Annotated in this window: 18 protein-coding genes and 2 tRNA genes; 12 read left to right on the forward strand and 8 right to left on the reverse strand. The window is 45.9% G+C overall.

The annotated features are described in order from the left end of the window. Window positions 1–61: 61 nt before the first annotated feature. Window positions 62–138, forward strand: a tRNA-Asp gene (locus tag L4C34_RS00085). A gap of 33 nt (window positions 139–171) precedes the next feature. Further along, window positions 172–248: transfer RNA gene (locus L4C34_RS00090), tRNA-Trp, on the forward strand. 215 nt (window positions 249–463) lie between these two features. Here L4C34_RS00090 and L4C34_RS00095 read toward each other — a convergent pair. Then, window positions 464–823: a coiled-coil domain-containing protein gene (locus L4C34_RS00095; protein WP_428787309.1), complete on the reverse strand. Its 360-nt coding sequence runs from the start codon at window positions 821–823 to the stop codon at window positions 464–466. Window positions 824–1,037: 214 nt separating this feature from the next. Here L4C34_RS00095 and mepA point away from each other — a divergent pair, with 214 nt between their 5' ends. Continuing rightward, complete coding sequence (gene mepA, locus L4C34_RS00100) at window positions 1,038–1,856, forward strand: penicillin-insensitive murein endopeptidase (RefSeq protein WP_428787761.1); 819 nt, start codon at window positions 1,038–1,040, stop codon at window positions 1,854–1,856. A 37-nt stretch (window positions 1,857–1,893) separates the two neighbouring features. Here mepA and L4C34_RS00105 read toward each other — a convergent pair whose 3' ends face one another. The 3 genes from L4C34_RS00105 to rdgC all read right to left on the reverse strand — a co-directional run bounded on the left by L4C34_RS00105 (window position 1,894) and on the right by rdgC (window position 4,643). Continuing rightward, a complete protein-coding gene (locus L4C34_RS00105) occupies window positions 1,894–2,148 on the reverse strand; it encodes a YfhL family 4Fe-4S dicluster ferredoxin (protein WP_428787310.1) in 255 nt (84 codons plus the stop codon). Between the two features lie 6 nt (window positions 2,149–2,154). After that, the gene (gene trhP / locus L4C34_RS00110; protein ID WP_428787311.1) at window positions 2,155–3,555 is read right to left on the reverse strand and encodes a prephenate-dependent tRNA uridine(34) hydroxylase TrhP; all 1,401 of its coding nucleotides are present in this window, start codon (window positions 3,553–3,555) and stop codon (window positions 2,155–2,157) included. A 173-nt stretch (window positions 3,556–3,728) separates the two neighbouring features. Next, window positions 3,729–4,643: a recombination-associated protein RdgC gene (gene rdgC / locus L4C34_RS00115; RefSeq protein WP_428787312.1), complete on the reverse strand. Its 915-nt coding sequence runs from the start codon at window positions 4,641–4,643 to the stop codon at window positions 3,729–3,731. A 215-nt stretch (window positions 4,644–4,858) separates the two neighbouring features. On the opposite strand from rdgC, the gene phoB reads away from it, so the two are divergent. The 8 genes from phoB (at window position 4,859) to phoU (ending at window position 14,115) form a co-directional block, all read left to right on the forward strand. Next, the gene (gene phoB, locus L4C34_RS00120) at window positions 4,859–5,548 is read left to right on the forward strand and encodes a phosphate regulon transcriptional regulator PhoB (RefSeq protein ID WP_428787313.1); all 690 of its coding nucleotides are present in this window, start codon (window positions 4,859–4,861) and stop codon (window positions 5,546–5,548) included. 66 nt (window positions 5,549–5,614) lie between these two features. Then, window positions 5,615–6,913 carry a phosphate regulon sensor histidine kinase PhoR gene (gene phoR, locus L4C34_RS00125; protein WP_428787314.1) on the forward strand — a complete coding sequence of 433 codons (1,299 nt, stop codon included), beginning with the start codon at window positions 5,615–5,617 and terminating at the stop codon, window positions 6,911–6,913. Window positions 6,914–6,977: 64 nt separating this feature from the next. After that, complete coding sequence (locus tag L4C34_RS00130) at window positions 6,978–7,901, forward strand: PstS family phosphate ABC transporter substrate-binding protein (protein WP_428787762.1); 924 nt, start codon at window positions 6,978–6,980, stop codon at window positions 7,899–7,901. 194 nt (window positions 7,902–8,095) lie between these two features. Continuing rightward, the gene (locus L4C34_RS00135; RefSeq protein WP_428787763.1) at window positions 8,096–8,218 is read left to right on the forward strand and encodes a PAS domain-containing protein; all 123 of its coding nucleotides are present in this window, start codon (window positions 8,096–8,098) and stop codon (window positions 8,216–8,218) included. 427 nt (window positions 8,219–8,645) lie between these two features. Further along, window positions 8,646–10,871, forward strand: coding sequence for an ABC transporter permease subunit (locus tag L4C34_RS00140; protein WP_428787315.1), 2,226 nt, complete (start codon window positions 8,646–8,648; stop codon window positions 10,869–10,871). Window positions 10,872–10,915: 44 nt separating this feature from the next. Further along, window positions 10,916–12,562, forward strand: coding sequence for a phosphate ABC transporter permease PstA (pstA, locus tag L4C34_RS00145; protein WP_428787316.1), 1,647 nt, complete (start codon window positions 10,916–10,918; stop codon window positions 12,560–12,562). 2 nt (window positions 12,563–12,564) lie between these two features. Further along, on the forward strand, window positions 12,565–13,383 hold the full coding sequence (pstB, locus tag L4C34_RS00150) for a phosphate ABC transporter ATP-binding protein PstB (protein WP_428787317.1): 819 nt from the start codon (window positions 12,565–12,567) through the stop codon (window positions 13,381–13,383). Window positions 13,384–13,416: 33 nt separating this feature from the next. Continuing rightward, the gene (phoU, locus tag L4C34_RS00155) at window positions 13,417–14,115 is read left to right on the forward strand and encodes a phosphate signaling complex protein PhoU (protein WP_428787318.1); all 699 of its coding nucleotides are present in this window, start codon (window positions 13,417–13,419) and stop codon (window positions 14,113–14,115) included. Window positions 14,116–14,250: 135 nt separating this feature from the next. Here phoU and L4C34_RS00160 read toward each other — a convergent pair whose 3' ends face one another. The 4 genes from L4C34_RS00160 to L4C34_RS00175 form a co-directional block, all read right to left on the reverse strand. Next, entirely contained in the window at window positions 14,251–14,427 is a 177-nt protein-coding gene (locus L4C34_RS00160) for a Flp family type IVb pilin (protein WP_428787319.1), read from the reverse strand. Window positions 14,428–14,921: 494 nt separating this feature from the next. Continuing rightward, entirely contained in the window at window positions 14,922–15,692 is a 771-nt protein-coding gene (locus L4C34_RS00165; protein WP_428787320.1) for a copper homeostasis protein CutC, read from the reverse strand. 225 nt (window positions 15,693–15,917) lie between these two features. Continuing rightward, a complete protein-coding gene (locus L4C34_RS00170; protein WP_428787321.1) occupies window positions 15,918–16,244 on the reverse strand; it encodes a YebG family protein in 327 nt (108 codons plus the stop codon). Window positions 16,245–16,309: 65 nt separating this feature from the next. Next, window positions 16,310–17,212: a LysR family transcriptional regulator gene (locus L4C34_RS00175; protein ID WP_428787322.1), complete on the reverse strand. Its 903-nt coding sequence runs from the start codon at window positions 17,210–17,212 to the stop codon at window positions 16,310–16,312. Window positions 17,213–17,382: 170 nt separating this feature from the next. On the opposite strand from L4C34_RS00175, the gene recC reads away from it, so the two are divergent. After that, window positions 17,383–20,895: an exodeoxyribonuclease V subunit gamma gene (recC, locus tag L4C34_RS00180; RefSeq protein WP_428787323.1), complete on the forward strand. Its 3,513-nt coding sequence runs from the start codon at window positions 17,383–17,385 to the stop codon at window positions 20,893–20,895. Window positions 20,896–20,961 lie beyond the last annotated feature (66 nt).

A 20,961-nucleotide genomic window follows, 5' to 3' on the forward strand; every position in this document is an offset into this window, starting at 1 on the left:
GCCAAAACCTGAATAAAGCAATCTAACCATAAGACTTTATTTAGGGTAACAATATCACTGCGGAGTGGTAGTTCAGTTGGTTAGAATACCGGCCTGTCACGCCGGGGGTCGCGGGTTCGAGTCCCGTCCACTCCGCCACTTATTTAGAGCATCACCTCTTAAAACTGAGATAGGGGTGTAGCTCCAATTGGCAGAGCAGCGGATTCCAAATCCGCGTGTTGGGAGTTCGAATCTCTCCACCCCTGCCATTAATTCTAAGCGCTAGCAGAAATGCTGGCGCTTTTTCGTATGCGTGAAATAAAAACCACAGATTCCTTTCATCAATCCCATCTTTCTCGAATCCTATTTTCATTGTTTGGATTTATTAATCTAGCGACTAATCTTGAATTGGCCGCTAGATTATCCCTTGCTTAGAAACCGGGCTTTGTTGAGCCAAATTAAATACACATCCGACTATTTCACGCTACTTTATCGTTTCACAACTCACTTTATCTTTGGTGCAGAACATCTGGTTGTTTGCATTGGAGCACTTCTCCATAGCTCTTAGCGTTGCTTTGGCATGGCTGTTGGATTTTCCGCGGTAGACATTACCAAAGGCATCGATGGAACAGACATAGATCGCACCATGAGGCGGAACGATATTGTTATGTGACTCTAGAATCGTGACTCGCTGAGTCAGCTGGCTTACTTCTTGCTCCAAAAACTGTACTTGCTGTTGCAGCTCTGCAATTTTCTGACTGTTTTTTTGTGCATGTGCTGAAGCAGTCGGACTTAAAAAAGCTGCCATAGTCAGCAAGCAGCACAAGATTGATTTTGTCTTCATATGTATATCCATCAGTGATTTTTGTTATCACTGTTGTTAAAGGGAGCATCCCAAGTTGAGTAAGAATGCAAGTATAACATGTCTATATTTACCAGAATAATGAGTCGGTTAGCAAAATCTGTTTACGTTGCTTTCTTTCTCTACTCTGACGTTTTTACACAACTATGCTTTATAGGTCGGCGGATCTAAAGGAGGAAAGATGACGAAGTGGCGAATGTATTTATTGTTGTTAGTTGGGGTGCCCTTAGTATCCAAGGCGACGCCGTGGGAAGATATACGGATTCCGTCCTCTTCGATGACGGAATCCATTGGTGGTTACGCTAATGGTTGCTTAGCTGGCGCCAAAAAATTGCCTCTACAGGGGCAAGGATATCAAGTTATTCGCCGTCAAAAAGAGCGCTTTTATGGGCACGCGGAAACGATAGAATTTATTAAAAGGTTATCTGGCCAGGTGCAAAGAACGTTAGGCGTTAATCTATTGATTGGCGATCTTTCTTTGCCGCAAGGAGGGAGGTTTTCTTCCGGTCACAAGAGTCATCAAACTGGGTTGGATGTCGATATCTGGCTGCGTATAGCGGATCAAAAGTTATCTCGTATTGAATTAGCCAAGCCTTCTGCGATTAGTGTGGTGCACCAACAGCGGTATACGATTAACCATGAAAATTGGCGAGCGGAGCATTTCCCTATCATGAAAATGGCTGCGAAAGATGATTCCGTCGCCCGTATCTTTGTCCACCCCGTCATCAAGCGTCAATTGTGCACAGCGGAGGTTAGCGATCGATCTTGGTTACGAAAATTACGACCATGGTGGGGGCACCATGCACATTTTCACGTACGGCTAAAATGTCCAGCGGGGGATTATCATTGCCGAGCGCAAAAAGCTATTCCAGAGGGAGATGGTTGCGGTGATGAATTGGCGAGTTGGTGGCCCGAGAATCGACCAGAGCCAACAGCTTATGTGAAGAAAAAGCGCCGAGCAGTCCCTATTATTCCTCAGCTTTGTGTTGCGATGCTAAGAGAAGCTAGTTTCTAATAAAATAAAAGCCCTTGCGGGCTTTTATTTGTTGTGATTAAGCGAGACCTTGAATAATGACAAACTTCTCAAGCAACTGCTCTTCGGTCTCGACATTATTAGGGTCAGTAATAATACAGTTATTAATAGGACATACCGACTGACATGTCGGTATGTCGTAATGGCCTTTGCATTCAGTGCACAAGTCAGGGTCAATCTCATAAACGCTAGCCCCCATGGAGATAGCATTGTTAGGACACTCAGGTTCGCACATGTCACAGTTGGTACACTTGCTCGTGATGGACAAAGACATGCTCGATTATTTCCCTGTTGGCTTGCGAGTATCAAGTCCTTGTGGCAGGTTGCGCATTAGCAAACCGTAGTCCAAATCCATATCTTGCGGGACAGGGATAAAGACAAAGTGGCCATTACCTTTGGCATCGTCAATCGATTCAGATTTACGGTTTTCCATCGCTTCGAGAGTGAAGACTACGTTGCCGTTCGGTGTCATAAGCTCTAGACTGTCACCGACAATAAACTTGTTTTTCACTTCGACTTCCACAAAGTCACCTCGGCGTTTCCCTGTAATCTCACCAACAAATTGTTGAGCATCAGAAACCGAATAACCGTATTCGTAGTTTTGGTAGCTATCGTGTGTGTGGCGACGTAGGAAGCCTTCTGTGTAACCACGGTGCGCTAGGCTTTCTAGAGTGCCGAGTAAGCCTTCATCAAATGGTTTACCCGCAACGGCGTCATCAATGGCTTTACGATACACTTGAGCGGTTCGTGCACAGTAGTAGAAAGATTTGGTACGGCCTTCAATTTTGAGCGAATGAATCCCCATTTGGGTTAGGCGCTCTACATGTTGAACGGCGCGAAGATCTTTCGAGTTCATGATGTAAGTACCGTGCTCGTCTTCAAAAGCCGCCATTTTTTCTTCTGGGCGGTGCGCTTCAGAAAGGAGAACTACTTCGTCGCTTGGTTTGCCAAGGCCGAGAGTATTGTCTGGGCGTTCTTCTTTAACTTCGATGGCATTTTCTGCCGCGGGATCAAATTTTTCGACGATTTGGCCTGCGTCGTCTTCCTTGCCTGATTCCACGTTGTATTGCCAACGACAAGCATTGGTACACGTGCCTTGGTTCGGGTCGCGCTTGTTCATGTAGCCAGAAAGTAGACAGCGTCCAGAGTAGGCCATGCAAAGGGCACCGTGGACGAAAATCTCTAGCTCGGTTTCAGGACAATGCTGGCGAACTTCTTCTATTTCTTCCAGTGACAGTTCACGAGATAAGATGACGCGTTCAACACCTTGAGTCGACCAGAATTTCACCGTCGCCCAGTTTACCGCATTCGCTTGTACCGAAAGGTGGATTGCCACCTCAGGGAACGCCTCACGTACCAACATGATTAAGCCAGGATCAGACATGATCAGAGCGTCAGGGCCCATTTCTACAATTGGTTTCAAGTCGCGAATGAAAGTTTTTAGCTTCGAGTTATGCGGTTGAATATTGCAAACGACATAAAACTTCTTCCCTTGAGCATGTGCTTCATCAATACCTATTTGTAGGTTTTCATGATTGAATTCATTGTTACGTACACGCAGGCTGTAGCGAGGTTGACCAGCATAAACGGCATCTGCGCCGTATGCGAATGCGTAACGCATGTTTTTAAGGCTGCCGGCTGGAGAAAGAAGTTCTGGTACAAATGGGGTAGTGCTTGTCATAGCTTTGATCTCTAATTCTGATTTCAAGTCAGACCAATACCACCCAATGGCATTGGAGGGCGCAAATTTTACGTTAGTTAGCGCTCAATGCCTAGGAAATGTTTTCACGGTTTAAAAGATCAGTAGGTTAGGTGAAGGAGGCAGGTCTATCTGCCTCTGTAAAAAGTGATGTGTTATTGAGTTGGGCCAGCTAAACCACCGAGTGCTTCATACAAGTTTGGCAAGAAAGCGCTAAATTCTGCCGCGATAAGAGAAAAATCGGCATCGAAGCGAGCGGCTTGCTCTTCTCTCGGAATGTCGTCATTTTGCTCTTTTAATTCATCAGAATATTTAAGGCGTTTAATTGCGCCATCTTCTGAAAGAACAAAGTCGAGGCGGCTTTGCCAATTAATCGCGAGTTTGGTGACCACTTTATCGACTTCGATGTGATGCTGAATCTCGTCTGCCGCCAACTCTTGGTTCTTGCAGCGGATCACCCCACCATCTTCTTGAACTGATTTGAGCTCCGCTTCATCTAGCACTGTAAAGCCAGCAGGAGTGTTACCTGTTTTCACCCATTCTGTCATCGTGCTTTCAAGCGCTTGTTCAGGTAGCGCAGGGACAACGGGTAGGCTGCCCATGGATTTGCGTAGTAAGGCCAATACATCTTCGGCTTTTTTGTAGCTGCTGGCGTCAACGACAATCAGTTGTTGCTTAGGTAGAATGAGCACAAATGTTCGCTGGCTGCGGCTAAATGCACGCGGCAGCAAATCAATGATGATTTCTTCTTTCAGGGTGTCTTTTTCTTTTTTCTTCAGAGGACGACCTTCCTGAACTTCCAAAGCCTCTGCTTTGTTATTCAAACTTTCTTGGATGACGGAAGCTGGCAGCATCTTCTCTTCTTTTTTAGCACAGATGAGGATATTGCCATCGGAAACATGAGTCATCATGTCGCCATGTTTTCCCATTGCACTTGTCCAGCCAAACTTTTGCTTGTCTTGGCTTTGACAAGGCGTGAAGGCAAACTCATTTAGTTGCTGCTCAAGTTGCTCAGCGTTGAAGACGATATCTCGATTAAAACGATATACCAGACAGTTTTTGAACCACATAATTATCTCACTACCCGCACAAAAGGACGCAATGATAGGCAATTTTTTATCGCTTGTCCTACCCCAAACTCAAACTATCTTAATGAAGTCATTTAAAAGCTTGTATGAAAATTTGTTTTCAATGGTCACAAAAGTGTCATAATTACTGGTAATAATGCTTGCTATCGCAAGGGCCTATGCCTATTTAGAACTTAATTCTCATAAGGTTACTCATCATGTCTCGAAGGATTCTAGTAGTTGAAGACGAAGCCCCTATTCGCGAAATGTTATGCTTCGTGCTTGAACAAAAAGGATATCAAGCGGTTGAAGCGGAAGATTATGACACTGCGGTCAACAAATTGGCCGAACCGTTTCCAGATTTAGTTCTATTGGATTGGATGCTGCCAGGTGGCAGTGGTATTAACTTTATTAAGCATATGAAGCGGGAAGAGCTAACTCGTAATATCCCCGTCGTTATGTTGACAGCTCGCGGTGAAGAAGAAGATAAAGTGCGTGGGCTTGAAGTAGGAGCCGATGATTACATCACTAAGCCATTCTCCCCTAAAGAACTGATTGCCCGATTAAAAGCCGTTATTCGCCGAGTTACTCCCACTGCATTAGAAGATGTCATTAATGTGCAAGGCCTCGCGCTTGACCCTGTTTCACACCGAGTGAGTGCCAACGATAAGCCGTTGGATATGGGACCAACAGAGTTCAAAATGCTGCACTTTTTTATGACTCACCAAGAGCGAGTGTATAGCCGTGAACAGCTTTTAAATAATGTATGGGGCACTAACGTCTATGTGGAAGACCGCACCGTTGACGTGCATATTCGTCGTCTACGTAAGGCACTAGAACATGCAGGCCACGACAAGTTAGTGCAAACAGTACGAGGTGCAGGTTATCGCTTTTCTGTTAAAGCTTGATCAATGGGAGCTTCATCAATTAAAGCTTAATCAATTACAGCCTAACCAATGCGAGCGAGGTGACCAATGGTTGCGAGGTTAACTTGGAAAAAACTGGCTTGGGGGTTAGTTTTTTTCTATGCACCTTGGTTTATTGTCGGTTGGTTCTTTGGCCATCTGCCTTGGCTTCTATTGGCTGCTACGTCATTGCAACTGACGTGGCACTTGTTCAACCAAATGCGCCTATCCATATGGTTGTGGGATGAAAAACGCTTAGCGCCGCCTTCTGGTACGGGCGATTGGGAGTCCATTTTCAATGGCATCTATCGTGTTCAACAAAGACAGCGTAAAAAACGTAAAGAGCTGACCAATATCATCCGCCGCTTCCGCAATGGTGCAGAATCTTTGCCCGATGCTGTGGTGGTGTTTCGTAGTGAAGGGAATATTGTTTGGTGTAATAAACTTGCCCAAGCACTTTTGGGTTTTCGTTGGCCAGAAGATTCGGGACAACCGATTTCAAATTTAATCCGCACGCCAGACTTTATTAAGTACCTCAATAAAAAAGATTTCTCAGAACCCCTTGAATTGAGTTCGCCGCTGAATGTAGAGCGAGTGCTCGAAATGCGGATTGTTCCTTATACGGAAGGGGAACATCTGATGGTAGTACGTGATGTCACCCAGCTTAATCAGCTTGAAGGAATGCGCCGTAACTTTTTTGCCAATGTTTCTCATGAACTGCGCACGCCGATGACGGTGTTACGCGGTTATTTGGAAATGACCGAAGATCCTGACATGCTCGTGGGTCCAATGTGGACGAAAGCACATGGCGTGATGACTGAGCAGCTTAATCGGATGAATGCGTTAGTTAATCAATTGCTTACTTTATCTAAGATTGAAGCATCGCCAATACACGAACTCGAAGACATTGTAGATATTCCTTCTATGCTAGAGGTGTTGGAAAAAGAAGCGAACAGTTTGAGCGGTGATCAAGAGCATAAGCTCACGTTTTCGGTCGAGGGCAAACTACGTGTTTTGGGCGACCAAGATCAGCTGAGAAGTGCGATTTCAAATTTGGTGTACAACGCGGTGAAATATACGCCAGCCGGTGCAGATATTCATGTGAAATGGTTTCAGACGGGCCAAGGTGCGTGTTTGGAAGTGTCTGATAGTGGTGAAGGGATTGAGCCTCAGCACTTGTCTCGTCTCACGGAACGTTTCTATCGGGTCGATAAAGCTCGCTCCCGAGATACCGGAGGCAGCGGGTTGGGACTCGCGATTGTAAAACATGCCCTGAACCATCACGACTCGCACTTAGATATCTATAGCGAGGTCGGGGTGGGCAGCAAGTTCTCTTTTGTCTTGCCTTATCGCTTGATCGCAAGCTAACTGAGACGCTTGATATGAACGAGAGAGACATCGAATGAAAGCGGTAGTCACAGTCTTACTGCTGATGTTGTTACCTTTATCGCAGAGTTTCGCGAATGCTTTGCCGAATTACGTCAAGCAGTCAGGCGTATATGGCAGTATTGCATCGACAGGCTCAGATACACTCGCTGGTATGATGACGTTATGGGTAGAAGCATTCAATCGTCTCTACCCTGGGGTAAGTATTCAAGTACAGGCTTCAGGCTCTTCAACTGCCCCCCCAGCTTTGATTGGAGGTACAGCGCAATTAGGACCGATGAGCCGTCCGATGCGGACCAAAGAAATCGAAGCATTCGTCAATCACTATGGATACCAGCCAACTCAACTCATCGTTGCCATTGACGCGATTGGAGTGTTTGTTTACCGCGACAACCCGATTAAAGGGCTCAACTTTTCCCAAATAGACAGTATTTACTCTGCTACTTTGCGCTGTGGTGGCGTGAAGCCAATCAATACATGGTCGCAACTTGGGTTGAAGGAAGAGTGGGCGAAAAGAAGTATCCAAATTTTTAGTCGTAATACTATTTCTGGTACTTACGGTTATTTCAAAGATCACGCCCTATGCGGCGGTGATTACAAAAGCCGTGTGAACGAATTGCCGGGTTCATCGTCTGTAGTGCAATCGGTCGCGTCAGCAATCAATACTATCGGCTACTCTGGTGTCGGTTATCAAACATCCGGTGTTCGTTTACTACCGATTGCCCAAACGGGCACAGAATATATAGCGCCTACGCGAGTGAACATACTGTCTGGCCGTTACCCATTAACTCGTTATTTGTACGTTTACATCAATAAAGCGCCGAATAAGCCTCTACCTGCCACGACTCGCGCTTTCATTCGCTTTATTTTTTCCTCTCAGGGACAATCTCTGGTGGTGAAAGATGGCTATGTGCCGATTTCCAATAAGATAGCCCAACGCGAGTTAGCCAAAGCAGGCCTGACTCGCTAGCCTCTTCTTCATAGCACAAAAAACAGTTCTCTATGCCACATAACTTATTCGTTACAAAGCCTACTGAGATATAGCTCTCATTCTATACTTCAAAGAGTTTGTGCTGAGATCATCGAATATTCGTAGAAGCTAACTATGCATCGAGTAGTGAATATCGTGAGTTTTGGCAGCAATTTAATCAGGGAGAGGTTTTAATCGGTGAATTTGAACGAGTGGCGAAAACTGGTCGAGATGTTTGGATTCATGCCAGTTATAACCCGATCTTTGATCCCAGTGGGCGAGTATTTCAAGTCGTTAAATATGCCACTATTGGTTGAACGTGTCTCTTCGCTAGGTAAACAGATGTCGGGTCAAGCGAAAAGCATGAATGACACGCTGCAGTTTTTCTCTCTCGGTGATGACGCTGAATAAAATAACGCGAGTTATTGGTCTGGCAGTGTTCCTTTCAAATCACTTGAAAAAGCAAGTACCCAAGTTGTTAGGTAAGTGCTAGACAAGTTGTTAGAAAATATACTTAAAAATCTAATGTGTTGGTTTTCTATCTCTCGGTTTTCATACGATATCTGCTATGGAAAAGCAGATGTCGGTGCCTAAAGCATTTAGTTTGTCTGTAATGCAATCCATAATCTCTGCTCAGCTTCCTTCATATACTTCTATTGTTTTCAGTAATTTATTTGGTTTTGTAATATAATTGTCATTTAAGCGACATACGATAATAGTGCGTTGAAGTAGGTAGAGCAGTTGATGGCCGAAAAGGGTATCCCTTTAAAGGAACAAGACAGAAAAAGACTAATCAAAGATCGCATCATTCGAGCCGCTGTGACGTGCGGAGGCTTGGGTGTGCTTGCCGCTTTAATTTTAATTTTCGTTTACTTGGTGATGATGGTGATGCCGCTGTTTTCTGCAAGCCAACTTAAACCGAATGTTGCCCATCAACTTATTAGCTCCCCCGTACCTAGTTCATCCGCACCGAGTTCACCAGCGCCGTTAGCCATGCGAATAGATAACTCTGGCCAGTACGCTTATACCTATTCAGCGTCGGGGAAACTAGCATTGTGGCATATTGGGCAAAGCGATCTGCCCACACAGTCTTGGCAGATTAGCGAGGGTGTGACGGCATTTTCCCGTATGCTGGAACAAACAGGCTGGTTGGCCAGTGCCGATGCCAAAGGGCAAGTAACGATCTTTAAGCCAGCATTTGCTCACCACTACCAGCATCAATCAATGCATATCAAGGCCAAGATAGACTACCCAGCGGGAGTTCAAGGGCGTTATTCCCTTACTCGCTCCGACGCAAGCTTGCGTACCTTCACATTTGCGGTGGATAAGCAGCAGGTGACAATCGCAGGCTACTACTCTGACGGAAAAGTTGAAGTGTGCTGGTATCATGGCCGCACGGAAACTCACCATTCGATCCTGCCCCTTCCGCATCAAACGATTGATCAGTTGCTAATGACTCCTGACGGGAAAACTTTGTATTTGCGCTCTGGAGATCAATTGACGGTTGCCGTGATGCAAGGCAAGCAATTCCAAATTCGAGAAACCGTTGAACTTCAGCCTAATCATCAAGGTGGGAATGTAAAAAATATTCAGCTGCTGGCTGGTGCTTATTCGTTGTTGGTGACGGATACCGAAGGGAGCGTGTCGCAATGGTTTGATGTGCTCAAGCAACAAAAGCGGAGTTTGACTTATATTCGCTCGTTTCATATTGGCTCTGAGCTCAAATACATTCTTCCTGATAGCTACCGTAAAGGCTTTTATGCCTTTTTAGCCGATGGTAGCGTGAGAAGTTATTATACGACTAGCGGCCGTGAGGCGACCTTTAAACATGCGTACTCCCACCCCCCGCAAGTGATTGCCATGTCGAACAATGAGTCTTACTTGGCAACTGTGCAGGGCTCGACTTTATCGGTGTCACACATTCATGCTTACGCTCCTGAGATTTCATTCTCTTCGCTATGGCGCAAGGTGTGGTATGAAAGCTATCCAGAGCCAAGTTATGTGTGGCAAACCACCTCGGCGAGTAAAGACTTTGAAGCCAAATACAGCTTTGCCCCTATTGTCTTTGGTACGTTAAAAGCCGCTGTTTTTGCCATGCTATTCTCCGTCCCGATTGCCATCTGTGGTGCCATATACACAGCTTATTTTATGTCGGTGCGAATGCGTGGTGTGGTGAAACCCTCAATTGAGTTAATGGAAGCCCTACCGACTGTCATTATTGGTTTTTTGGCGGGATTGTGGTTTGCACCCATTGTGGAGGCGAATTTGGTCTCCGTGGTGTCGGTCATGGTGCTGTTGCCGCCATTTATCATTTTAATTGGTTTTAGTTGGCGATTTTTGCCGCCAGCTTTTTTGCAACGGTGTCCGAATGGGCTGCATCCTATTATCTTGATGCCGCTAATCGCTTTGTTTACCTATTTTATTTTGCTCAATGGTTCAGCCATTGAGTTTGGATTGTTCCATGGTGATGTGCGGGTATTTCTTGCCGAGCATGGTATTGATTACGATCAGCGTAATGCGTTGGTGGTGGGGTTTGCGATGGGCTTTGCGGTGATCCCAACTATTTTCACCATTGCCGAAGATGCCGTCTTTTCAGTACCTAAGCATTTATCAGACGGCTCGTTGGCATTAGGGGCGACTCCGTGGCAAACCCTAACTAATGTAGTGCTGTTTACCGCAAGCCCGGGGATTTTCTCAGCGGTGATGATGGGTCTTGGCCGGGCGGTTGGAGAGACCATGATTGTATTGATGGCCACGGGCAATACGCCGCTCATGGACTGGAATATTCTTGAAGGCATGCGCACGCTGTCCGCGACGATAGCTGTGGAAATGCCGGAGTCTGAAGTCGGTAGTCCACATTTTCGACTACTATTTTTGGCCGCACTGCTTTTACTGATATTTACTTTTGCAGTGAACTCCTTGGCTGAGTGGGTTCGACAACGGCTGAGGGATAAATATCGTGCGATGTAATCAAGGTTTTATCGTTAAGGATTCAGTAGAAGATTGGTGTGGCCATGCTGAAATGGTTTAGAGGTGGTGCACCTTGGGTCTGGTTAACGGGTGGGGCGGTAAGTATTAGCTTACTGTCGGTACTTGGCTTGCTTGCCCTAATTGGTTGGAAGGGCTTGTCGTATTTCTGGCCAGCGCCTTTGTATATGTGGCAAACCGACAATGGACATATCATGGTGGGGCAGTTGTATCGCTCAGAATCTGTGCCTGTGAGTCATTTACGTGAAATGAAGATCCCTTTACCTGCGAGTGCTCGCGATAAGGGAGAAGTCGAGCGATTGAATATCAAGATTGCCAATCGAGATTTGTATACTGCTGATTTTGTCACCTTACTTGCGGTTAATATTGCCTCCCAAACAACGCCAGCGAACTGGGCCGTGATTGAGCGTACCGAGGATGGTGATTTTTACGGAAAGCCGCTCGGGTTAGTGACGAAACATGGTACTCGATATAAAAATGTGCGAGCGCATCTTGCCAGCATGCTAGCTCGTGATGTAAAAATTCGCTCACAGATTCAAGATGTTATTCATAATCAAATTCAGTTAATTAGCTCAAAGGCGGAAAATCTACGTCTTGAACAACGCAGTAAAGAGCTCAAAGGTCAGCTCTCTAGTGCTGATATTGCTCACTACCAATATCAGCAACATGAGCTCGCTGCGCAGCAACAGGCTGCGAGTGGCGAGATTGATAGACTGCGTGCAGAGCTTGGTCAGCGCTACTTGTTGATGCAGGATATGACAGGACAACAGGTGAAAATCCCACTGAGTCACGTGTTGGATATGTGGTATCCAAATCAAATGACATTGGTTGAAAAAATCACGCATTGGGGCAAAAAAGTGTGGGCTTTTTTGTCGGATAACCCAAGAGAGTCGAATACGGAGGGCGGTGTTTTTCCCGCGATTTTTGGCACCGTCTTGCTGGTGATTATTATGTCGGTCATCGTGATGCCATTGGGTGTGCTTGCCGCAATATACTTACATGAATACGCTAAAAATAACTGGGTGACGCGTCTTATCCGCATTGCGGTGATAAACCTCGCTGGAGTTCCATCCATTGTTTATGGTGTATTTGGCCTCGGTTTTTTTGTTTATACCATTGGTACCTCAATCGATAAGTTGTTTTATGCTGAGCGTCTTCCGTTACCTACATTTGGCACGCCGGGCTTATTGTGGTCGGCGCTCACGCTTGCCGTGCTAACCCTTCCCGTGGTGATTGTGGCCACAGAAGAAGGCTTGTCACGCATTCCGGTAACTGTCCGTCATGGCTCGTTGGCGTTAGGCGCGACGCAATTTGAAACCTTATGGCGTATTATTTTACCTATGGTGACGCCCGCTATGTTAACAGGCCTTATTTTGGCGGTGGCCAGAGCGGCTGGAGAAGTTGCGCCGCTGATGTTAGTGGGGGCAGTGAAGCTGACCTCAAGTTTGCCTGTTGATGATCAGTTCCCTTACCTACACTTAGAACGTAAGTTTATGTATTTGGGGTTTCATATTTACGATATAGGCTTTCAGAGCACCAATATTGAATCTGCGCGGCCGTTAGTTTACGCAACCTCGTTTCTTTTAGTGACGGTGATTGTTGGTTTGAACTTGACGGCCATTAGCATTCGCAATAACTTGCGTGAGAAGTATCGAACCTTAGGACAAGATTAACTATGTTTTCTGTCAATCAGGCGCTTGGCTATTCGAGCCCAATAGATGTGAACAAACTTACTGAAGATCAAACGGCAATTGCCATTGAAGATCTAAATTTGTTTTATCACCAGACCCAAGCATTGACGAACATTTCAATGCGGATCCCTAAAGGTCAAGTGACGGCGTTTATTGGTCCATCAGGGTGTGGGAAATCCACTTTGCTGCGCTGCATCAACCGTATGAATGACTTGGTCGATGGTTGTCGCGTGGAAGGTGAAATCAAACTGCAAGGTGGTAATGTCTACGACCCTAAGGTCGATGTGTCAACGCTGCGTCGCCGGGTAGGGATGGTCTTTCAGCGGCCGAATCCATTTCCTAAATCGATTTATGAAAACGTCGTGTATGGCTTGCGTTTACAAGGGATTAAAAATAGCCGTGCGCTTGATGAAGCCGTGGAACGATCTCTCGTTGCCGCTGCCTTATGGGATGAGGTTAAACATCGTTTACATGAAAATGCATTCGGCTTATCAGGCGGTCAGCAGCAGCGATTGGTGATTGCTCGCGCAATCGCTATTGAGCCAGAAGTATTATTGTTGGATGAACCGACTTCAGCATTGGACCCGATATCCACGCTCACGATTGAAGAGTTGATTAACGATCTGAAAAAGCAATACACGGTAGTTATCGTGACTCATAACATGCAGCAAGCCGCACGAGTAAGCGATCACACTGCGTTTATTCATTTAGGGCGCTTAATTGAATACTCGGATACGGACTCTATTTTTACCTCGCCGAGAAAGAAGCAAACCGAAGATTACATTACTGGTCGGTATGGGTAAGGCTACAAACGTTAATAATAAACAGGAGCATCAATGAACTTTGGTCGTCATATTTCTGGTCAATACAATGTCGAGCTTGAGTCGATTCGTACTCACGTGCTTACCATGGGAGGCCTAGTTGAGCAGCAGTTATCGTTTGCTATGCAGGCATTGCATAAAGAAGACATTGAATTAGCGAGGAAAGTCGTTGCGGACGATCATAAAGTGAACGCGATGGAAGTGTCGATCGATGAGGCTTGCACACGCATCATTGCCAAACGTCAGCCTGCTGCGAAAGATTTGCGTTTGATCATGGCTATTATTAAAACCATTACCGACTTAGAGCGAATTGGCGATGTGGCGCGTGATATTGCCAATAGCGCTATCGAGAGCCAAACGGTGCAAGAGCGACAGTTTCAAGTGTCGTTAGAGCCACTCTATCGCCAAGCCACCTTTATGTTGCATCAAGTTTTGGATGCCTTCGCTCGTATGGATGTAGAAGCCGCTGCCCAAGTGTATAAGTTTGATGAGAAAATCGACGAAGAATATCAAGCGGTGATTCGCCAACTCATGAGTTATATGATGGATAACCCAGAAAATATTCCGAGTATTTTGCAGGTGATGTGGTCAGCAAGGGCGATTGGGCGAGTTGGCGATCGATGCCAGAATATTTGTGAGTACATTATTTATTTCGTGAAAGGGAAAGATGTGCGTCATTTAGGCGATCAGAGTATCGATGATGTACTCAAATAGATAAACGCCATTGTTATGATGCAAAGTTGCTGTTTAAATATGAACTGTAGCAGAAATGCCTAGGAAAAAGAAAACCCAAGCTCTTAGCTGAGCTTGGGTACGATGATTGTGGAGCAGCTTTGTATAAGTTTCTTCTCACTCGTCGGGCACTGTGAACACTGTACCTAATTGAGCTTCTAGGGTATCGCTAAATGCACCAAATATTCCAGTAAGTCCGGCAACCAATAGCCCGGCACCAACCACATACTCGACTACTGTTAGTCCTTCTTCGTCTTGCATGAATTCTTTCGCATTTTCCATTAATGTTTTCATATCAGTCGTCCTTCCATTTGCGACAATTTGTTCATCTTGTGCTTTGTCTAATTTAGATAGGCTCCTTATGATGAGTTAGGACTTTTTTGCTGTTAACTAGGACTTTTTTGTTATGCATTGGATTATTTTGTCGTCAGCTAGGACTTTTTGACCCCTTTATTGATAACTCTGTATTTATATAGGTAGGGATGTTGAAGGTGTTTGGTTTTTTGGGCCCAATCATTAACTGACTGTTATTAAATTTCTTTTTTCTTTTTTTCTCTTAGGGAAACGAAAATGATGAGAAAAAAAACAATGTCTTATATTTGAGACGAATCCTGTTGGTGCTAAAGCGCGATAATGAGATCTAGATATCATTAAATATACACTATCTTTTTGATTATAAAGATAATACGGTGTAATAGCTAAAATGGGAGGAGGCAACAAATTCAGCTGCCTCATTTTATCGAGTAGGGGCGATGTGGTGAGCCAGAGTGTAGTGGATCGATTCTCGTTTACTTGCTCGATTGTTCAATATTTAGCTTCAGTAATCTTGATTTCGCGTTTTCTATGGCTGTAGAGCTGGTGGTCGGAATACTAAATTCATCGATGTCACTCTGGCCCATTTGGGCCTGATTCGTTTGATAGCGCATTAGGCTAGGGCGTACTGATTTCCCAGAAAGGTGAAACTCATGAATCCCGGTAGCTTGATGAATAGCGGGAATGTTGGCAGCGTTCACGCCCGCGCCTGCCATGATGGAGATTTTCCCCTGCGCTGCCGCATACATGGCGCTGATAGTATCGGCTCCCTCTAGTGCATTCGAAGCGCCGCCAGAGGTCAGGATGCGCTCGCAGCCTAAGCCCACCAGAAGTGTAACTGCCTCGACAAGATTTCGGCACAGGTCAATCGCGCGGTGGAACGTCACAGCAAGGCTAAGCTCATGGGCTTTATTGACGACGGCACGTGTAGCATTGAGATCAATATCCCCATCGGCAGTCAGTGCGCCAAAGACTACGCCTTGCAATCCGGCGTGAGCAGCCATTTCAATATCGACAAGCATGGCGGCTAAGTCGGCTTCTGAATACAAAAAGTCCCCTTGGCGAGCACGGATCATGGCAAAAACGGGCACCGTAGAGGTTTGCGCGGCCATTTTCATAAGCCCGGCACTTGGCGTTAAACCGCCTAACGCGAGAGAAGAACACAGCTCAATACGCGTTGCGCCACCGATGAGGGCATGTTGCAGCGATTCTAAGCTGTCGATACAAACTTCTAATTGAAATGACATGGTGCTTCCTGATATCGAGTGAGTCGTTGGGGGAGTTCGAGGAGTATTGTAACCCTATCAGGCGCTTTGATAAGGGTAAGACTGCGCCTGTTTTTTTCCTCTTTTTAACTTTGTGTATTGAGCAGATTAATTTTGAGTATTGCGTAGATAAAGAAAACCTCGCATTTCGCGAGGTTCTATTAAAGGGTGACTCTTATTGGCAAAGCGTTGGCAATGAGAGTGCGATTAAGCAGCGTCTTCGTTGCTGTCTTGCTCGTCATCTTCATCTTGCTCAGACTCGATATCAGCGTCTTCAACAGCTTTTGGCTTTTTAGGCGTAGGGCGACGTTTCGCTCCCAACGCGTACAAAACTTCTTCTTTGTTTTGCGCTAGGTAAAGAGCCACTTCTTCTTGTTTTGCTTCGTCTTCGATTAATTCACTTTGCTCAATCAGTGCGAATAAGGCATCTGCCATATCGAGCATTTTATCGTAGGCGTCCGCTTCAGCTTTAGAGGTAAAAGTCATCTTTTCTTCTCCGTTACGCTCGACCACGTACTTGACGATTACAGCCATGGTTAATCCTCAAAATTATAGTTATAAAATTACTGTCTATTTATACAGTTTTTGTTAATAAAAGTCTACCCGAGGTTCGCTTGTGGTGATTGTTGGCAAAATTCAATGAAACACTTTAGTAGTGCGCTTTGGTATTTTTCTTTATGGACGACTAGAGAGAAGGTTCGCTTCATCTCGATAGGGAGGTTGATTGCAGCTACACGGCCATCGGCGAGAGCATGTCTCGCCGCAAGCTTCGACAGGCACCCTAGGCCTAAACCGGACGAGACGCTGTTGATCAGCGCTTCTGTGGTATTGAGCTGCAATGTCTCCTGCCACTGGTCTAAATGTTGGGTTAATGCTTTTAGGAAAAACTCTCGCGAGCCAGACCCGGCCTCTCTCAGCACCCAGTCGTTGTTCTCCAAAGGGTGCCAATCACGTAAGGTTTGGTTGGCAAGGGAATGTGCGGGCGGGCAAATTACACACATTTCATCTTGACTAAATGGAGATACCAGTAGCTCTTTATGCTGAGTTACGCCTTCAATCAGGCCAATATCCAGATCGTATGCGATCAATTTTTGACAGATTTGAGCGGTGTTAGAAATCATCAAACTTTGCGATTTGTGTTGATAGGCACTGCGAAAACCGCTGAGTAATTCCGGCGCAATTTGGTTACCTATGGTGTCGCTGGCCCCGATTCGAAGTTGTCCTGCGAGCGTTTGACTGCCAGTAAATAGTGAACCAATTTGTTCAGTCCGCAGCAAAATCTCGTCCGCTAGGGGCAGTAATTTTTGTCCTTCTTGATTGAGCACGAGCCGGTTATTGATCCGATCAAACAGCGCATGGCCGATTTGTTTTTCTAATTCGGAAATCGTCATGCTGACGGCCGCTTTGGACAAGAATAACGCTTCTGAGGCTTGAGTTAGGGTTTTACAGCGAACTAAGGTGGTGAATACCTTTAGCTGTTTGAGAGAAAAGTGGGTCGCCATAGGTGTGGGTTTTCGTTTAGTTTGCCTTAACAATAGCTTTAATCATTCAGGGAGGAAAAACAAGTGCTCAGTGTGCCAGCATCTTGCGCGAGTCGCGACGCGTCACCTTCAGGTTGTTTTGAGTTCTGTGCTACTCTGGCTGTTAATAGCGAATAGAACGTGAGTTGCTCTTGTTTACTGTTTACCATTCTAATCAAATCGACATCCTAAAATCTCTGCTGGTTGAACTTATTCGCCGCGACCCTTTACCTAACCCGTTTGCCAAAGAGCACATTCTAGTGCAGAGCTCGGGTATGTCACAGTGGTTAAAAATGGAACTTGCGCAAGAGTTCAATGTGGTGGCCAATGTCGAGTTCACCCTACCTGCTGCGTTTATCTGGGATTTATTTAACCAAGTGCTTGATGGTGTGCCAAAGAAAAGCGCGTTCAATAAAGAGTCGATGAGCTGGAAGCTGATGCTACTGCTCCCCAAGCTACTGGATAGGCCGGAATTTGCACCGCTGCTGCGTTATTTAGAAGACGATGAGGATCAATCCAAACTCTACCAATTGACAGAGAAAATAGCCGATACTTTTGACGGCTATTTAGTGTATCGACCTGAGTGGGTAGCCAGATGGGAAGCGGGAGACTCCGTTGCAGAGATCGAAGGCGAACATGAATGGCAACCCATCTTATGGCAAGAGCTGTATGACTATACGGTGCAACAAGACCAGTCGCCTTATCATCGGGCGAATTTGTATCAGCACTTTATTGAAACCCTTGAAAATTATTCCGGCACCTTAACGCAATTACCAAAGCGACTGTTTGTGTTCGGCATTTCCTCGTTACCCCCGCGCTATCTTGATGCGTTAAAAGCCATTGGTGAGCATATTGATGTGCATCTGATGTTTACTAACCCTTGTCGTTATTATTGGGGGGAAGTGAGAGATAGAAAATACCTGACGAAATTAGCGGTGAGGCATCGCCAACATGTCGAGTGGCAACGGGATCATTCGCAAGCAGACGGCGAAACGGAGCAATTAAAGGGCACGGTCGCGCAAAATGTCGATGATGCGCTGCATGCCAGCGAAGTGGGGAACAGTTTATTGGCGTCAATGGGTAAACTTGGCCGAGATAATTTGTATTTGTTATCTCAGTTGAACTCCCATGAGGTTGAGGCCTTTGTTGAGGTGGAGCGGCTGAGTTTATTGCATCATCTGCAGGCGGATATCTTGAATCTAGAAGAGCATCAAGATGATCGCGAGTTTGAGACTAGCCAGCATAAGCAAGCGGTCGCAAGTGGTGACAGTTCTGTATCGGTGCATAGCTGTCACAGCGCACTTCGAGAAGTCGAGGTACTGCACGACCAACTACTGGCTATGTTTGATCACGATCCAAGTCTTACGCCGCGAGACATCATTGTGATGGTCGCAGATATCAACAGCTACAGTCCTGCCATTGCCGCGGTGTTTGGCAATGCCTCTGCTGATCGCTACATTCCGTATTCCTTGTCTGATTTAAGCGCCGAGGTTGAAAATCCAATCCTGACCACTTTTATTCGCTTGTTGGAATTACCAAGCAGTCGTTGTATGGCCTCGGAGCTGTTAGAGATCTTAGAAACCCCCGCGATCATGGAAAAATTCTCGCTCTCAAGTGAAGAGTTTGATCGCTTGAAGCTGTGGACGGAAGAGTCAGGCATTCGCTGGGGGTTAGAGCCGGAAACAGGCTCGGAATTTGATGTGCCGAGCATTCGGCAAAATACGTGGCAGTTTGGTATTCAGCGTATGTTATTGGGCTACGCGATGTCGCAAGATAGCGGGTTATTTGAGCAGCCAGGGCAAAGCCTCGCCCCATTTGAAGAAGTGCAGGGGATGGATGCGGAGCTTGCAGGCAAACTCTCCTACTTTATTCAGTTGATTGGCCAATATCGTCGCCAACTTGCCCAAGAGCAGTTCATCGAGCAATGGAAGGGGCATTTGTTTGATTTACTCGATGATTTCTTCTCAGTGGATATTGAAGGTGAAGTGGCGTTAAAAACCATTCGCGATGCAATTGGGCACTTGCAAGAGAATATCGAGCAAGCCCATTTTGACCAAACACTATCGCCTGCTATCGTTACTCGTTACCTCAAAGATAGTATGTGTAATGCGCGTGTCAGTCAGCGCTTTTTAGCGGGGCAAGTGAACTTCTGTACTTTGATGCCGATGCGCTCGGTGCCGTTTAAGGTGGTCTGCTTGTTGGGAATGAATGATGGGGTTTATCCCCGTTCGATTCCACCAGAAAGCTTCGATCTGATGGCGAGTAGAGCTCGTGCTGGCGATCGTTCGCGTAGGGTCGACGACCGTTACTTGTTTTTAGAAGCACTACTCTCAGCCCAGAAGCGCTTGTATATCAGCTATATTGGCCGCTCGATTCAAAATAACAGTGAACGGGTAGCGTCTATTTTGGTGTCTGAACTGCTGGAATATTGTCAGCAAAATTATTGTTTAGAAGGCGATCAATCGCTGAGTAGTGATGACTCCGGCCAGCGACTTGTTGACGAGGTGAGTTACCAACACGCGATGACTCCATTTAGCCCAGAGAGCTTTTCTGGTCGCTGGGGAAGTTATGCCAGAGAATGGTTGCCAGTGCTGAACCACAGCCACGTCCAAACGCCATTAGCGCCGGAAATGTTGCCGCCTTACCTGACAGATTCAATGCTCAGCGTTGAGCTTGATTTTAAAGATTTGCAACGCTTTTGGCGTTTGCCCGTGCAGCAATTTTTTAACCAGCGACTTAAAGTGTATTTTACTTCCTCGCAAACATTGGTCGACGATCAAGAACCCTTCAATCTTGATGGATTAACCAGCTTCAATATTCGTCAGCAATTGCTAGAAACTTTCCTGCGTTCTGAGTGGGAGGCTAAGGCTGGAGATTTTCAATCATTACCAGCACAACAGAAAGATAAGTACTTTGCTCAGCAGCGCGCACAAGGAAAATTGCCCGTTGGTTACTTTGGTGACATGGAGTTTGAAGCCCTTCGGGAACGAGTGGATATGTTGTTTAACGAGCTACGCGAGTTATGTGCTTATCCGCAGCTAGATACTGAGCTTGTATTAGCGGTGCCGATTCACGAGGGTCAAAGGGTCATTCATCTCACTGGCTGGCTCGGTAATCACTTTTCATCGGGTTATGTATTTTATCGCCCGGGAGATATTCGAGCGCAGGATTATCTATCAGCATGGTTGCAGCACGTTGCATTGGCGGCGGCTGGCCTATCTAAACCGACTCACCTTGTCGGCGCGAGCAAAGATAAATATAAAGGGGCTGGTGGGGCTGGAAAAATCATTCACAAATGCTACCAACCAATTGATGACCAAGCTTTTGCTCAGCAATTATTGACTCAGTTTATTGAGCTCTACACACAAGGTATGGATGAGCCGCTGCCTTTCTTCCCTAATACAGCGCTGGCAAATGTTGAAGCGGAGATCGTAAAGGGTGAATTCAAAGAGGATCTAGAAAAAGCCTTACAGAAGATGAAAGATTCTTTTGTAGGCCAAGAAGGTGGGTTTGGTGGGAATCATCGAACCGATGGGAAAAATGCTTACGTGGCGCGAGTTTGGCCAGAATGGAGCGATGAGTTGGCTCTGCAAGTGCGCCATCTGTCAAACCTTGTAATGCAATCGGCGTTTTTACAGGCTGAAGATTTTAACACTGGTAAATAAATTCGCGAGCAAGTGGTGAATAGCGTTTACTTAGTCACGGCTTAGCGGCTATTCGGTGAGCAGTGA

It is taken from the genome of Vibrio profundum, assembly GCF_050337555.1.
In the GTDB taxonomy this organism is placed as follows: domain Bacteria; phylum Pseudomonadota; class Gammaproteobacteria; order Enterobacterales; family Vibrionaceae; genus Vibrio; species Vibrio profundum.